This is a genomic window from Kitasatospora sp. NPDC028961 (assembly GCF_055564815.1).
Genome location: NZ_JBVHVO010000029.1, coordinates 81,282 through 96,260, shown reverse-complemented (window position 1 = coordinate 96,260; position 14,979 = coordinate 81,282). Strand labels below are relative to the sequence as shown.

The 14,979-nt window shown below is 74.4% G+C and carries 15 protein-coding genes; 7 read left to right on the top strand and 8 right to left on the bottom strand.

Annotated features, from left to right (window positions below; genetic code table 11):
• Positions 1-152: 152 nt before the first annotated feature.
• The 3 genes from ACZ4UX_RS31715 to ACZ4UX_RS31705 form a co-directional block, all read right to left on the bottom strand.
• Positions 153-1,370 carry a PP2C family protein-serine/threonine phosphatase gene (locus ACZ4UX_RS31715; protein ID WP_465709145.1) on the bottom strand — a complete coding sequence of 406 codons (1,218 nt, stop codon included), beginning with the start codon at positions 1,368-1,370 and terminating at the stop codon, positions 153-155.
• A gap of 143 nt (positions 1,371-1,513) precedes the next feature.
• Positions 1,514-1,993: a flavin reductase family protein gene (locus ACZ4UX_RS31710; RefSeq protein WP_465709144.1), complete on the bottom strand. Its 480-nt coding sequence runs from the start codon at positions 1,991-1,993 to the stop codon at positions 1,514-1,516.
• A 179-nt stretch (positions 1,994-2,172) separates the two neighbouring features.
• A complete protein-coding gene (locus ACZ4UX_RS31705; protein ID WP_465709143.1) occupies positions 2,173-3,519 on the bottom strand; it encodes a threonine/serine exporter family protein in 1,347 nt (448 codons plus the stop codon).
• Between the two features lie 510 nt (positions 3,520-4,029).
• On the opposite strand from ACZ4UX_RS31705, the gene ACZ4UX_RS31700 reads away from it, so the two are divergent.
• The gene (locus ACZ4UX_RS31700) at positions 4,030-4,590 is read left to right on the top strand and encodes a DinB family protein (protein ID WP_465709142.1); all 561 of its coding nucleotides are present in this window, start codon (positions 4,030-4,032) and stop codon (positions 4,588-4,590) included.
• 248 nt (positions 4,591-4,838) lie between these two features.
• Here ACZ4UX_RS31700 and ACZ4UX_RS31695 read toward each other — a convergent pair whose 3' ends face one another.
• Positions 4,839-5,135: a hypothetical protein gene (locus ACZ4UX_RS31695; RefSeq protein WP_465709141.1), complete on the bottom strand. Its 297-nt coding sequence runs from the start codon at positions 5,133-5,135 to the stop codon at positions 4,839-4,841.
• Positions 5,136-5,333: 198 nt separating this feature from the next.
• Entirely contained in the window at positions 5,334-5,660 is a 327-nt protein-coding gene (locus ACZ4UX_RS31690) for a hypothetical protein (protein ID WP_465709140.1), read from the bottom strand.
• A gap of 415 nt (positions 5,661-6,075) precedes the next feature.
• Here ACZ4UX_RS31690 and ACZ4UX_RS31685 point away from each other — a divergent pair, with 415 nt between their 5' ends.
• The gene (locus ACZ4UX_RS31685) at positions 6,076-7,437 is read left to right on the top strand and encodes an erythromycin esterase family protein (RefSeq protein WP_465709139.1); all 1,362 of its coding nucleotides are present in this window, start codon (positions 6,076-6,078) and stop codon (positions 7,435-7,437) included.
• Between the two features lie 21 nt (positions 7,438-7,458).
• Here the strand turns inward: ACZ4UX_RS31685 and ACZ4UX_RS31680 are convergent, their stop codons facing one another.
• Entirely contained in the window at positions 7,459-8,382 is a 924-nt protein-coding gene (locus ACZ4UX_RS31680) for an alpha/beta hydrolase family protein (protein ID WP_465709138.1), read from the bottom strand.
• A gap of 335 nt (positions 8,383-8,717) precedes the next feature.
• On the opposite strand from ACZ4UX_RS31680, the gene ACZ4UX_RS31675 reads away from it, so the two are divergent.
• The gene (locus ACZ4UX_RS31675; RefSeq protein WP_465709148.1) at positions 8,718-9,308 is read left to right on the top strand and encodes a TetR/AcrR family transcriptional regulator; all 591 of its coding nucleotides are present in this window, start codon (positions 8,718-8,720) and stop codon (positions 9,306-9,308) included.
• A gap of 79 nt (positions 9,309-9,387) precedes the next feature.
• On the opposite strand, the gene ACZ4UX_RS31670 is transcribed toward ACZ4UX_RS31675, so the two are convergent.
• Complete coding sequence (locus tag ACZ4UX_RS31670) at positions 9,388-10,089, bottom strand: NAD(P)-dependent oxidoreductase (RefSeq protein ID WP_465709137.1); 702 nt, start codon at positions 10,087-10,089, stop codon at positions 9,388-9,390.
• A 132-nt stretch (positions 10,090-10,221) separates the two neighbouring features.
• Between ACZ4UX_RS31670 and ACZ4UX_RS31665 the strand changes: the two genes are divergently transcribed.
• The gene (locus tag ACZ4UX_RS31665; RefSeq protein WP_465709136.1) at positions 10,222-10,992 is read left to right on the top strand and encodes a TetR/AcrR family transcriptional regulator; all 771 of its coding nucleotides are present in this window, start codon (positions 10,222-10,224) and stop codon (positions 10,990-10,992) included.
• A 63-nt stretch (positions 10,993-11,055) separates the two neighbouring features.
• Positions 11,056-12,381, top strand: a complete 1,326-nt coding sequence (locus tag ACZ4UX_RS31660) for a hypothetical protein (protein WP_465709135.1) — start codon at positions 11,056-11,058, stop codon at positions 12,379-12,381.
• Between the two features lie 319 nt (positions 12,382-12,700).
• Here ACZ4UX_RS31660 and ACZ4UX_RS31655 read toward each other — a convergent pair whose 3' ends face one another.
• Entirely contained in the window at positions 12,701-13,066 is a 366-nt protein-coding gene (locus ACZ4UX_RS31655) for a hypothetical protein (protein ID WP_465709134.1), read from the bottom strand.
• A 144-nt stretch (positions 13,067-13,210) separates the two neighbouring features.
• On the opposite strand from ACZ4UX_RS31655, the gene ACZ4UX_RS31650 reads away from it, so the two are divergent.
• A complete protein-coding gene (locus tag ACZ4UX_RS31650) occupies positions 13,211-13,570 on the top strand; it encodes a hypothetical protein (protein ID WP_465709133.1) in 360 nt (119 codons plus the stop codon).
• Positions 13,571-13,611: 41 nt separating this feature from the next.
• Entirely contained in the window at positions 13,612-14,964 is a 1,353-nt protein-coding gene (locus tag ACZ4UX_RS31645) for a roadblock/LC7 domain-containing protein (protein WP_465709132.1), read from the top strand.
• Positions 14,965-14,979 lie beyond the last annotated feature (15 nt).

Here is a 14,979-nt window from a genome sequence, read left to right as displayed (position 1 = left end):
CCCCCCCCCCCCCCCCCCCCCCCCCCCCCCCCCCCCCCCCCCCCCCCCCCCCCCCCCCCCCCCCCCCCCCCCCCCCCCCCCCCCCCCCCCCCCGGGCCGTTCCCCCGCCGGGAGCACCGGCCGACCCCGTGCCGGGAGCGCCGGGGCGGGCGTCACGGGAGCCGGTCGGGGTCGGAGGCCGGCAGGTCGGACGGCTGCCACTCGATCATCATGATGGTGGCATCGTCGGTCAGCGTGCTGTCCTGGTTCTCCAGGAGGGCGTGGATGAGACGGCGCAGCGCCTCGGGGGCCGCCTCGCCGGCCGCGGTGGCGCGGATGACGAAGTCGGCGAAGCGCTCCAGCCCGAACATCTCGTGGTTGGTGCCCTTGGCCTCGATGACGCCGTCGGTGTAGAGGAGGATCCGGTCGCCCGGCCGGAGCGAGAAGGTGTGCACGGCGCGCGGACCGCCCGACAGACCCGACAGCCCCAGCGGCGGCTCGGCGGTCCGGGTCAGGGCGTCCGCGACGACCTCGTGGCCCCGGATCAGCAGCGGGGGCGGGTGGCCGCAGTTGGACCAGTGCAGGGTGCCGGTGGCGAGGTCGAGCCGGGCGAAGATGCCGGTGGCGAAGCGGTCCGGGAACCAGCGCTGCAGGGCGTCGTCGATGGTGTCGACGAGGTCCGGGAGGTCGGCGCCGTTGCGTCGGGCGTTGCGGCAGGCCGCGAGGGCGACCGCGGCGGTCAGACCGGAGGCGAGGTCGTGCCCCATCGCGTCCAGCACGGCGGCGTGCAGGACGCCGGCGGCCAGCGAGTGGTCGAAGGCGTCACCGCCGAGGTCGTAGGCGGGCTCCAGGACGGCGGTCGAGATGACCTGGCCGTTGCAGACGGTCCGCAGGGGGAGGAAGGCCCGCAGCATCTCGGCCGGCAGGCTCATCGTCTCCACCCGCGTCCCCCGGGCGTAGCTGTCGCTGGTGTCGCGCTTCGAGGTGATCACCATCGCCAGCATCGCGGCGAGGAGCCGGCAGCGGCGCACCGCGGCGTTGTCGAGCGCGGCGGTCCGCACGCCCAGGACGCCGAGCCGCTCGGCGCCGTCGACCAGCGGGAACCAGGCGAGCAGCTTGCCGTCGTCGCTCTCCGCCACCCGCAGCCCCCCGGTGCGGTACGTCCAGCCGGCCAGCGTGCCCTCGATCGGGAGGGCGGCACTGCCGCCGAGGGCGAACAGGTGGTTCTGCTGGATGTCGGCCAGGTACACGGTGCTCACGCCGATGCCGAGGGTCTGGGCGTACTGCTGGGCCAGCACCGGGACGTCGGCCGGGTCGAGCGTGCGTCGCGTGGTGAGGAACTGTTCCATCAGCTGCTCACCCAGGTTGAGCGGCAGGGTCTCGTCGGTCATCGCTCCAGCCGAGCCGGGCCGGACCGCGCCGTCCAGCCGACGCGGAGGGAACCGGGCCGGAGTCACCCGCACGTGGGCCGCGCGGTCGGCCGGACGGGGGACCGGGACCGTCCCCGGCACGCCGGGGGCGAGCCGGTGCGCGGTCAGGCGGGGTGCCCCGCGTCGATGTCGGTGACGTCGCGGAAGGTGAGCGGCCCTCGGTCCGCGGTGGTCCGGGTGTCGACGGGGTCGAGGAGGAAGCCGGTGTGGTCGCCGCCGTCGGTCCGGCCGTGGACGCGGCCGGCGAAGTGGGCCGCCGCGTCCGCCAGGACGGGCGCCCCGCCCGGTCCCGGCGTCCAGCGGACGTCCGCGAACTTGTCGGTGTCGTCGCCGGTGCGCCCGCCGAACAGCTCGGCGAGGTCGTGGCGGTGCCGGGGCAGCAGGTGGACCACCAGGAACTCCGCGCGCGACGCGACGGCGTGGGTGTGGTTCGCCTTGGAGATCCACACCGCGAAGCGCACCGGCCGGATCGAGCACTGACCGGCGAAGCCGACCAGGCACCCGGCGCGCTCCCGGGCGGCGGCCGCGGTGACGACGTACACCGGGTAGTCCAGCAGGGCGGCGAAGGCGTCGAAGTCGGGCATGGGTGTCGCTCCTTCCGTACGGAGGCCGCGGTGGCGGCGGTGGGGTGCGTCCGGTCCTTCGCTGCCCGCTCCCGCGGCCGCCATTCCCGGGCGGCCGTTCGTCGGGCCCTCGCACGCGCGCCCCCGGCCGAAACCTACGTCGGTCGGTCCGGCGGCGCCCGCCGGGAGGACGGCGGCCCTCAGCGGCGGTGGCGGCCGGTGGGGCGCCGGGAGGTGAACGCCGGCCGCGAGGCCGGGAGGAAGAGGCGGGCCACCTCTCCCCCGAGGTTGACACCGATGGCCAGGGCCATCGCGGTGGCGCACGCCCGGCCGACCCAGCTGCACCCGGCCTCGGGCCGGCCCTGGACGAAGGCGAGCATGCCGAAGTACAGCACCGAGCCGGGCATGAGCGGCCCGAGCGCCGCCGTGACGTGCGGCAGCGCGGACATCGCCCGGTAGCGGGCCATCAGCTGGCCGAACAGGCCGACCAGCCCGGCGGCGAGCCCGGTGGCCACGATCGGCTCGACGCGGGCGCCCGCCAGGACGGCGTAGGTGGTCCAGCCGACGGCGCTGTTGAGGACGACCGGGGCCAGGGTGGCCCGGTCGGTGCGCAGCAGGACGGCGAAGGTCAGTGCCAGCAGCATCGCGGCCGCGAGTTGGAGCGGCGGGTTCACCGTGCTGCCCGGCGCCCCGTCGGGGGTCAGGTCGGCGTCGTTGCTGACGCCCAGGTAGAGCACCGTCATGACGCCGATCACGATGCCGGCCATCAGGTACAGCACTTCGAGCAGCCGGGCGGCCGCGGTGAGGTAGAAGCCGGTCAGGCCGTCCTGGGCCGCGGCCACCAGCGGGCGGCCCGGCAGCAGGGCGAACAGCCCGCCGGTGATGACCACGGAGCCGCGCAGGTGGAGCCCGTTCAGCGAGAGCAGGCTGCCGATCGTCGCGGCCGGTGTCGCGGCGGCCACGAAGCCGTAGAACTCGGGCAGGTCGTGGCGGGCGACCAGGGCGGCCAGCCGGTCACCGGTCAGGGCGGCGACGAAGGCGGTCCCGAAGACCAGCCAGGCCCGGCCGTCGGCCCGGCCGCCGACCAGCAGGGTCGCGGAGCCGGCCAGCAGCCCGGAGGCGAGGACGAGGAGCCAGCCCGGGTACGGGGGCCGGCGGCCGAGCAGGACGGTCAGCCGGTGCCGGGCCTCCTCGGCCGCCACCTCGCCCGCCGTGATGGCGGTGACCAGGCGGAAGACGGCGGCGAGCCGGGTGTAGTCGCTGGCCGGACGGCGGACCGCCCGTTCGGCCGTCAGCGGCGCGACGTCCGGCGTCGGCTGGTAGGAGATCGCCACCAGGGTGTAGGTCACCTGCGGCTCGCAGGGGTAGACGCGGTAGGCGTGGGCAACGCCCAGCATCGCGCCCTCCACGTCCTCCGCGGACTCGCCGCTGGCGAGCAGCGCCTCGCCCACCCGCAGGGCGAGGTCCAGGACGCCCGACGCCTCGGCCGGGCCGGGCCGCTGCCGCGGTTCTCCGTCGGCCGCGAGCGGGCGTTCGGCCATCGGCATGCGCACCAGTGGCCGCATCCGGTCCGGCCAGGGCGTGTCGCCGCGACCGGCGCGCCCCGGGACGCTTTCCCCGTCGGCGGGGGGCCGGGGGGCGACCAGCCCACCGCGGGCGTCCTCGGGCCCGGGGCCGCCCGGCGCCGCGGGGTGCGGCGCGGGGGTCGCGCCCGGCTCCGGCCCGGGGTCGCCGGCGTCGGGCCGCCGGCCCGGGTGACCTTGCTCCGACACCGCCGCTCCTCATCGTCGTGCCGCGCACCGGGGCGGTCACCTGCGGCGGGGTGGCCGCTCGGCGGCGGTGCGGGACCATCACGATCCACTACGGATGGTCATGATCGTGCTACCCAAAGTGACCTGCGGGGGAACGCCCGGGGCGGCGCGCGGACCGCTGCCCGGCGTCCGGCCGGTTCCGGGCGCTCGGCCGACCGGGTGGCCCCGCCGCCTGCGGAGCACGGCCGGCCCGCCGTCGAGAAATCCGCTGGCGGGCCCACTCCCCCATTGGCGACCATCGGCGGTATGAACGATCAACCCGTGCGATGGACCCAGGCGACCGTCTACCCCGACATGTGGGTCGATCCGGACCACGACCCGCGCAACGGCGACGGACCCGCTCCGGACGGCGAACTCGCGACGCTGACGGGCTACCTGACGGACTACCGTGCGACCCTGCTGATGAAGTGCGAGGGCCTGGAGCCGGAGCAGCTCGCCCGCCGGTCGGTCCCGCCGTCGACGATGTCGCTGCTCGGCCTGGTCCGCCACCTCGCCGAGGTCGAACGGGACTGGCGGAACTGGCTGGACGACGCCGAGCCGCTGCCCAAGCTGTACGGCAGGCGTGACGCGGACTTCGACGACGTGGTCGGCGAACGGTCCGCCGTCGACGCCGCGTACGCCGACCTGGCGCGTGAGCAGGCGGCGACCGACGCCGCGCTGGCCGGGCACACCGACCTCGGCGCGCGCCTGGAGAAGGACGGGATCGCCGTCCGGGAGCTGCTGGTGCACCGGATCGAGGAGTACGCCCGGCACTGCGGGCACGCCGACCTGCTGCGCGAGTGCGTCGACGGCCGGGTGGGCCAGTAGCGCCCCCTCCTACCGGAGCCCGACCGAGCCCCCGCCGGCACGCGCGCCGGCCCACCCACCGGCACCGACCCGGACCACCCGTGATCGACGGTGGGTGGGGGCCAGCCATCCCAGCCGCCGCCGACGCGGCGCAGCAAACGACTCCGGGAACGCCGAGGCCCGCCGACTCCTCGGGGGAGGAGCGGCGGGCCCTGGAGAGACGCCCGTCCGACCGGTCGACGGCGCCGCCGCGGCAGGCGCGGCCGTGGCTAGCCGGTCACGTGGTTGTGCACGGGGTAGATCCTCGGCTTCGCGTCCGTGACGCCGACCTCGCGCAGGATCGGGATGATGACCTCGCCGAACCGCTGGAACGCCTCCTCGGACTCCCAGACGTCGGCGACGAGCCAGCCGTCGGCGGTGGGTGCCGCGGTGTGCGAGAGGAGCCCCGGCACGGGCCAGTCGGACAGGCTCGTCAGCCTGCCGGACGCACTGCCCAGCAGAACGGCGGTGCGGTCGTAGTCGGCCTGGGACATACCGGGAAGTTCGAAGATCACGAGGATCGCCATGATGGCCTCCGCTGCGAAGGGGTCTGCCGTGCCCGGCCCAGTCGACCACCTCCGGCCACCACCCGCGCGTCGGCCTGCGCCGGTCGGGCGTAGCCGCTGCGGTGCGGCTCTCCGTAGCGCTCACCGCCCGGCCCGCACCACGCGGCGGCTTCGGATGCCTCGGCCGCTCGGCCGGCGCACCCGAAGCCGCCGTCCGGATCAGGCGAAGACCACCGAGCGGAACCTGACCAAGTTCCCCGGGTGGTCACCGGGCTGCAGCACGTGGAAGTTGTCGCCGCCGCAGTCCAGCTCGCGGAAGACCGTGGCGGTCCGGTCCGTCGAGTTGTTCGGCGCGTGGGCGGCCAGCAGCTCGCTCACCCCGGGGACGTTGATGCACTCGTGGCTCGGCGGGTCCGGGATCACGTGCTCCACGCCGAGAAGGGTCTTGTAGAGGAAGTCGCCAGTCGCGGCGTGAGCGGAGGTGGGTACCGAAACAGTGATCAACAACGCACCGACGACGGCGGTCAGGGAGGTGCGAAGACGCATGGCAGTTCCTTCGTCAACGGAGGACACCGGCTCTTCCGGCCCCACAGCGATCCCCCTCCCCCGACCGGGCGACACCCGACCACCCGAGATGGGGCGGTAGTCCACCCGCACGGCGCACCCTCCGGGCGCGTTCACAGCAGTCCGGGCGCATCCGCGGCTGAGACGGGCGGCGAGTCGCCCCCCAGGGCCGGCTGCTGCGCCACATCGAGGAGGGCCTCCCGCTCACCCTGCCCCGGTGAACCCGGCGGCGGTGCGGCCGGGCCGTCCGGGCAGCCTGGGCTGCCCCTTTGTCGCTCGTCCCACGGGGGTAACCCCCCCCCCCGCATCAATCGGAGGCCATCCGCAGCGCGCCGCCATGGAATCGCAGGCGATGATCGATCCCACGACACGGTAGGCGAGTTGAGGGGTCATAGACATGGCACGGCATGACCAGCACATCGGCCGGCGGGGGCTGCTGGCCGCGGCGGTCGTCGCGATCGGAGCGGTCCTTGCTCCGGTCGCGGCCCAGGCGGCGCCGGCGGCGGCACCCGTCGAAGCGGCCGGGACGAGCGGCGTGGTCCGCGCGCTGGACCGGGCGGCCCACCCGCTGCGCTCGACCGAACCGGGCGGCGGCTCTGCCGACCTGCGCGCCCTGGGGGCGATGATCGGCGACGCGAAGGTGGTCGGGCTCGGCGAGGCCACCCACGGCTCCCACGAGTTCTTCGCCATGAAGGAGCGGGTCTTCCGCCACCTCGTCGAGGAGAAGGGCTTCACCACCTTCGCCCTGGAACTCAGTTGGTCCGCCGGGCTCCGGATCGACGACTACCTGCAGACCGGCCGGGGAGGCGACGCCCGCAGCGTCGCCAAGGCGGCCCTGGCCGACTCCCCGTGGGACCGCGAGGAGTTCGTCAGCCTCATCGAGTGGATGCGCGACTACAACCGCCACCACCCGGACCGCACCGTCCACTTCATGGGCGACGACATCGGCGCGCCCTCGCTCGACGACGCGTTCTTCGCCCGGATCACCGACTACGTGCGGCGGACCGACCCGCAGGCCCTCGCCCGGCTCGACGCGCTCTACACCGGACTGCGCCCGATCGACGACGTCTTCGCCTACCTGGGCCGGCCGCTCGCCGAGCGCCGGCGACTCGCCGCGCAGGCCCAGCAGGCCCTCGACCTGGTCGGCGGTCTGCGGGGCAGCGACCCGGAGGCCGCCGCCTGGGCCGAGCAGAACGCCCGCTCGGTCGCCCAGACCGCCACCTTCCTCTCCCTCGACCCCGGTGACGCCACGACGCTGCCCGAGTTCGAACGCTTCCGGGACGAGGTGATGGCGCAGAACGTCACCTGGTGGCAGCGGCGCACCGGCGGGAAGGTGCTGCTCTCCGCCCACAACGATCACGTCGGCCGCCTCGCCGGCGACCCGGCGCTGTACCCCAGGACGCAGGGCGCCTACCTGAACGACACGATGGGCCGCGACTACCTGCCGATCGGCTTCACCTTCTACCAGGGATCGCTCCTCTCCAAGGACGCCGCCCTGGGCGGCCCCTGGAAGACGTTCACCGCGGGGCCGCCCACCTCGGACCTGAGCGAGTACACCCTCGACCAGGTCCGCCACCGGGACTTCTACCTGGACGTCCGCACCGCCCCGGCCGCCGCCAGGGCCTGGCTGAGCGGCACCCGGCCCGTCCGCACCTACGGCACGCAGTACCCGTACCCGCCCGGGAACGTCGCGCTCGGCACGTCCTTCGACGTCCTGGTCCACCTCCACGACATCCGGGAGGCCGACCGGACGCCGTAGGTCCGGGGCCGGCCGGGCCGGCTACTTGCTCCGGACGCTGCCCAGCGGCTCGGGGTCCGCCCCGAGGACGGAGAGCGCCGCCTGCCAGTCGGCGTCCTCGGCCTGGAGGGTGCTGCGGAGGAAGGCCGTGGTGAGCCGCCGGATCAGGGCGACCCGCGCGGGGCTCTCGTCGGTCGTCTCGGCGACCTCGTACCCGACGATGCCGCCGAGCGAGTGCTCCGCGCCGAACAGGGTGAGCAGGCTCTTGCGGCCCGGGCTGTAGGTGTAGGGGTCGGTGAACCAGTCCGGGCCGCGGGTGGACAGGTGGGACTGGTCGTGGTCCCCGGCGACCACGAGGGCCGGTGTGGTCATGGCCTCGAAGGACGGCCTCAGGAAGGGCAGGTGCTCGGCGGCGAACGGGGTCAGGTCGTCGCCCAGACCGGCCGCCGCCAGCAGGACGCCCGCCTTCACCCGGGGATCGGCCATGGACTCGCCGGGAACGCCGTCGGCGTCCAGGACTCGCGCGCCGAGCAGCGCGCTCGCCGTCTGGGCGCCCCAGGAGTGGCCGGCCACGGCGACCCGGCCGCGGTCGACGCGCCCGCCGAGGCCCGGCACGGCGGCTTCCAGGACGTCGAGCCCGTCCAGTACGCGTGTGAGGTCCTCGATGCGCAGGCGCCAGATCCGCGGGGTGCGCGGGTCGTCGGCCGGGATGCCGAGGGTGCGGGAGTCCAGGTGGGTGGGCTGCAGGACGACGAAGCCGTGGGCGGCCCAGTAGTCCGCGAGCGGGGCGTAGCCGTCCATCGACCAGCCGAAGCCGTGCGAGAAGAGGACCACCGGCAGGCCGCGGCCGGTCGCCGGGGCGGACACCCGGACCTGGAGGTCCTCGCCGCGGCCCGGGGCGGGCAGGATTACCGGCTTGGCGGAGAGCACCGTGGCGGCTGCGTCGGTGCTGTGGAGGACTGACATGGTGGGGCCTTCCGTTCGGGTTCGCTGCGCAGGTGACTTCGGTGGGCCCGGCGGCGGGTGGCGCCGCCGCGGGGCCGGGAATCGGCGATCGTGGGCGCTCCGCCGTCCGGTGGAGACGGGACAGCCGGTGGACGGCATGGCCGGTGGCCCCGTGTTCTGCCATCATGGCCGAAACGGAACCTCGCTCCGCAAACGATACGGAACAGTGTTCCGCTTTACAAGCGTCGGTCGCCGATCGTCGGTCACCGACCGTCCGTCACCGATCGAGAGCCATCGATCGTCAGTCGTCGACCAGGTCCGTCACGGCCCGGGTCGGTCATGGGAGGAGTGCCGTGGTGAACGACAGCGGCCAGGGCGCGGAGAGCGCAGCCGGGTCCAAGCGAAAGGACGCCCGGCGCAACCAGCAGGCCCTGCTGGACGCGGCCGCCGCGGCCTTCGTCACCTCGGGGGTCGAGGCGCCGGTGCGCGACATCGCGGCCGCCGCCGGCGTCGGAATCGGTACCATCTACCGCCACTTCCCCACCCGGGCGGACCTCGTCATCGCGGTCTACCGCCACCAGGTGGAGGCGTGCGCCGAGGCCGGCCCCGCCCTACTGGCGAGCAGCCCGTCACCACACGCGGCGCTCGCACGGTGGGCCGACCTCTTCGTCGACTTCCTGGTCACCAAGCACGGCCTGGCCGCCGCGATGCAGACCGACAGCGCCGGCTTCGAGTCCCTGCACGCCTACTTCCTCGACCGCCTCCTGCCGGTGTGCACCCTGCTCCTCGACGCCGCGGCCGCCGCCGGCGAGACCGACTCCGACCTCACCGCTTACCAACTCATGCGCGGCATCGGCAACCTCTGCATCGGCGCCGACAGCGACCCCCGCTACGACGCGCGCCCGCTGGCCGCGCTCCTCGTCGCCGGCCTGCGCCGCCGGCCCTGACGGGCCGCCCGCCCCCGCTCCCCACGCCCGACGACCGCGCCTCCCGCCACTGGCCGGGAGGCGCGGTCGTCGGCGCCGGTCAGTAGCCGACGGTGAAGCGGCGCTGCACGAAGCGCGGCAGCTCCGCCTCGTCGACCAGGGCGACGGCGGCGTCCTCCGCCGAGATCCGGCTGCGCCCGTCCGCGTCGACCACCGGCTGGTCGCCACCGATCCGGAACCGGCCGGTGCGCTCGCCGGGGGCGATGTCCTGCGCGGGGCTGAAGTACGTCCAGAGCCGATTGGACTGCCGCAGGACGTTCAGGGCGTCCCGGCCTCCGCGCACGGCGGCGGCGTACTCCTCCGGGAGTCCGAGTGCGGCGAGGATCCCGTGCAGGTGCTCGTCGGAGTCGGCCAGCACCAGCCCCGGCTCGATCTCCAGGCTGCCCGCTCCGCCGATGACGATCAGCCTGGTCCGGGGGTGACTCTCCAGGGCCTTCACCAGGGCCCGCGCGGCGGTGGCGTAGACCGTCGGGTCGGCGATCGAGCGGCGCACGGTGTCCGCGATGTCGCGGGCGCCGTTCCCGGGCTGGAACCCGCTGATCAGCACGTCCAGGCCGGGCAGGACGCCGGCGACGCCGGCCGCGTCGAGGACGTCGACGCTCTTCCAGGTGACGTTCGCCCGGGCCTCCTCGATCCGGGTGGCGTCCCGACTGAAGGCGGTGACGTGGTGCCCCCGGCCGAGGGCTTCGGCGACGACGCGGCTGCCGATGGTGCCCGTGGCCCCGATCACTCCGATGTGCATGGCTCTCCCCTGTCTCATGCTGCGGCGCTTACGAGCACCGGCTGTTCACGGCGTAGCACAACTATACGGCGTGCAGTTTTGATACGGCAACCAGCACGGAGACGCCGTAGAGCCGCGCGGTAGAGTGGCGGCGTGGCGAGCACAGACGCGGGAGAGACCGGCACCGGAACCCCTGACACGGCGACCGCGGGCGCGGGACGGACGACGGGGCGCCGCGAGCGGCTGCGGGCCGAGACCACCGCCGAGATCAAGAAGGTCGCGCTGGAGCTGATGGCAGCGGGCGGCCCCGACGCGATCACGCTGCGGGCCATCGCCCGCGAGATGGGCATGACGGCCAACGCCATCTACGGGTACTTCGCCACCCGCGACGACCTGGTCACCACGCTGATCGACAACGTCTACAGCTCACTGGCCGACGCCGTGGAGGCCGCTTGGGCGGCCGCCCCCACCGGGGACCCGGCGGCCCGGATCCGGGCCTGGGCCGACGCCTTCCGGGACTGGGCCCTGGCCAATCCCGAGGGCTTCCGCCTCGTCTACGGCGACCCCGTCCCCGGCTACCGGTCCCCCGAGGGCGGCGCCGCCCCGGACGCCGCCCACCGGGTCTGCACCGGCATCACCGCACTCGCGGCCGAGGCCTGGCCGTACGCCGAACCCCGGTACTCCGACAGCGAGTTCGCGTGGTCCGACTTCGACCCCGGCCTGCTCGACAAGGTCCGCCCGGCCTTCCCCGACCTGCCCCCCGCCGCCGTGGCACTCGCCCTGCGGACCTGGAGCCACCTGCACGGCCTGGTCTCACTGGAGATCTACGGCCACCTGCGGACCCAGACCCTCAGCCCCGGGAAGCTCTTCCGCGAGGAACTGACCCAGCTCGTCCGCTCCCTGGGCATCCCCCCGCGGGGGTGACCATCACGGGTCGCGGCTCCGCTCCGCCCCACCGATCCGCACCAGAGGACAGGACTCCACCCGGTGGACGACGGGAACCACGACGGGCTCGGCACCTACTGGGACCCGCTGCCCACCGCCCGGCGCCTGCTCACCGAGCAGCCGCACCTGGACCGGTTCGGCGGCCACTGGGACGAGCGCAACTGGCGCAACGTCCCGGGCCCGTTCTACGGCGCCGACACCGACAGCCTGCAACTGGGCCGCCGCGACGCACCCTTCCACCTCGCCCACGACGACGACCACGGCCCGTTCTCCGGCCGGGAGTTCGTCTACCGCCAACCGGTCGGCGCGGCACAGACGCGGGACCTGCTGGACGGCTGCGCCCTCGGCCACGGCGGCTTCGCGATGGACGGCGACGACCACTGGACCGTCCCGGCCGTGCGCGAGTGGTGGCAGGAACGCGGGCGGGTACGCGAATGGGCCGTCGAAGCGGCCGACCGCTGGTCGCGTGCTCGTGGCGAGCACCGCGAGCACTACCGGGACGCCGCCGGCGGCCTGCGCGACTACATCGCCCACCTCGACCACGGGCTGGAGGAGTACCTGCGCGGCTACCTCCTCTGGCTCGCCGAGCGCCGCCTGCGCCGCCCCGGCGAGCCGCTACCCCTTCTGGAGCGGCCCCTGCCCGGTGCGACCCTGCCCCCGACCGTCGGCACGGCACCGACACCCGCACCCGCACCCGCACCCGGGGCGGGAGCCACGGCCGGGGAGCCGGTGCTCGCCGGCTACTTCGTGGCGGTCCCCGAACCGGTGACCGGCTCGGGCCTGCCCCGGACGAGGCTGCTGACCACGGCGTCCGACTGCCTGATCGACCGACTCCCGCAGGACGGCTGCTGGTTCCCCACCGCGCAGGACGCCCTGGCGGCCTGCGCACCGCTCGACGTACCGGCGGCGGCCCGGCTCTACGCCCTGCTGGTACCGGCCGGCCATGCCGCCGCCCTCGCCACCGACATCCGCGCGGCAGACGGCCACGAACCGGTCCTGCTCGCAGGACTCGACGGCCGGGCCGACGACCCCGACGACCGGGCCACACCCGAGGGCGGGCACCAACTCGGCTGGGAGGTGCTCGGCTACGACCACGGCCTGCTGCACAGCTGGCTCTGCCACGACCTGTACCGGGAAGCCGTGCGCGCCCTCGGCGTCGACACCGACGACCGCGGACTGCTCTCCGGCCGGGAAGCGGCCGAGCGCGTCGCCACCTGGGCCAACGGCCTCGGCGACACCAAACCCGTCACCTGGTTCCCGGCCGCCCTAGTCGAATGGAACGCCCCGATCGAGACCCACTTCGAGCCGATCACGACCGAAGCACCCCGCCCGCCCCGGCCATGGTGGCACCGCTTCACTGCCGGATGAAAGCACTCGGCCCGGGCTGGGTACTGCTGCTCCGCTCCCCCGGGCCTGGCCGGCCGCCGCCGCGGCGAACTCCGGCGGGTGGCATTTCGCTGGTACTGCGTCACCGTCGAATTACTGTGCGTTCCGCCGGGAGTGGATATGACGCCCAGTCATCGGAATGTCACGCATTTCCCCGAATGGATACCGGACCCTCTTCTACGGGCCGCCGGCGGTAATCGGTTCATCACGCATCGCTTTCGCTCCGCCCGGCAATTGCCGGGCGGAGCGCGGTCCGCCGCATTTCGCCCGGCCGGGGTGGCCGGTTCCGGTGGGGGCGGGCTCAGACGTCCAGCCCGGCCTCGATGCGCTTGAGGCCGTGCCGGGCGAGTGCCAGGTTGGCCCGCGAGCGGTCCAGGGCCAGGTAGAGGAAGAGCGAACCACGCGCGCCCGCAAGGGGCCTGATCAGGTGGTACTGGCCGCCGAGGGTGATCAGGATGTCCTCGATGACATCGTCGATCGACAGCGCCGCCATGGCCCTCAGCTTCGCCCGGACGACCTCGGTGTTGCTCGCGGCCGCGACCTCCAGATCGAGCTGCTGGTTCCCCCCGAGATGCCCGAGCGACATACCGCTCTCGTAGTCGACCAGGGCCACGCCGATGGCGCCCTCGATGCCCATCGCGTCCGTGAGTGCGCTGTCAATGTTCATGACCTGTTCGTCCTTTGCGTGCCATCCGGGCGGAACCCCCGTGTGCAGGAATCAAAGTAGCAAGAAGGCCATCAGGTGTGGCCACCGCACGGAAATGGTGAAATAAAGTACGCTGCCAGCGGTTCAGAAAGCGAAGGGGTACCGGTGCACGCGCTCGAAGCTTCCCTCTCCGATGTGCTCGACTCCCCCGGAGTGGTCGGCGCCGCGCTCGTCGACGCCGTCACGGGCCTCACCTATCGGTCCGCCGGGGAGCACCGACTGCTCGGGACCGGAGCCGAACTCGCCGAGCTGGCCAACCTGATCGGCGAACGGCTGTGCGAGGCCGGGGCGGAGGGCGAGTTGGAGAGCCTGGTGGTCACCAGCACCCGCCACCACCACGTCGTCCAGGTGGTACCCCGGCAGGGCGACCCGCTGCTGCTGGCCACCGTGCTGGACCGCAGGCAGACCAACCTGGCCCTGGCGATCCGCCAGAGCACCGACCGGGCACGGGGCCTGCTGGCATGACGGGCCGTCTCCACGACCCGGCCGCACCCGCGTCCCCGCTCGTGTCTCCTGCCGCACGCAACGTGCCCGCCCTCCTGCTGACGCTGCGCCAGGGCGAGTTCACCGGCTCGGTCACCGTCTCCAGCGCGCCGGGCGGCACCATCCACCTGGTGCGGGGGCTGGTCACCGCGATCGAGACGCCCGGGGCCCCGACCGTCGAGACCCTGCTGCTGAAGTCGCGGCGCGTCGGCGAGGCGGACTGGTCCGCCGCCGAGACGGCCGCCGCCGCCAACGGCCAAGGCCTCACCGGCCTCCAGGGCGGCGACCTCGGCGCGGCACTGGTGGCCCAGGGGTCGATCGGCGCCGCCGAACTCGAACTGGTCTGCGCGGCCGCCGCGTTCGACGGCGCCTTCGCCCTGATCCTGAGCCCGCCCGGCAGTTGGGAGGTGGCCGAAGCCGCCGCCCCCGCCAGGATCGCGCTGCGCCCCGGCATCGAGCCGCAGCGGCTGTTCGAGGAAACCGGCCGGCGGGTGGCCCTGTTGACCCGCCTCTGGGGGCCGCCCGGACAGCTCGCCCGCAGCCGGATCCGCCCGGCCACCCCGGCCGGGTCGACGGCCCCGCGGATCCCGGACCGCTACCGGGAGATCCTGGTCGCCGCCACCGGGCGGCGCACCGCGCGCGACATCGGGTTCGCCCTCGGGCGCGGACTGTTCGCCGTGCTGCTCGACCTCGCCCGGATGGACGCCCGGCAGCTGCTCCACCGGGAGCCGGTGGTCCCGCCCGCCGCCGTGCCGAGCGTGGCGCCGCGCGCCGCACACCGGCCCGCCGCCGGCCACGACCGGGCCGCTGCCCCGCCGAGTCCCCGTGCGGCGCGGCCCGGAGGTCCTGGACGGACCGACCGCAGCCGGCGGGCTCCCCTGCCTGCCCACCCGGCCCGAGGGCCCGGCTGCCGTCTCCGGCCAGCCATCGAACGTTCACCGCGCCGAGCGGACCGAGAAGACCGAAGAGACCGAGAAGAGCGCACCATGAGCAGCCAGACGTCATCCGCAGCACTCGTCGACGAGTTGAAGTCCCTCCGTGACCGGGTCGTGGGCATCTCCGAGAGCGTCGTCTCGACCGCCGACGGCCTGCTCGTGGCCGCCGACACGGCCGCCGTCCATCCCGAGTCGGCCTCCGCGCTGTCCGCCGCCATGCTCGGCCTCGGCCGGCGCACCGCCGCCGAGGTCGGCCTGGGCGGCCTGCGCGACGTGGTCACCCGCTGCAACGGCGGCTACGTCGTGGTGCTGGCGATCGGTGAGCAGGCGCTGCTGATGATCCTGGGCGACGAGGGCATGGACGTCGCCGGTCTGCACCGCGAGGCTCCCGCCACGATCCAGCGGCTGGGCGAGCTCCTCGGACTGGTCCCGACGCGCTAGGCCCGGACCAGGGCC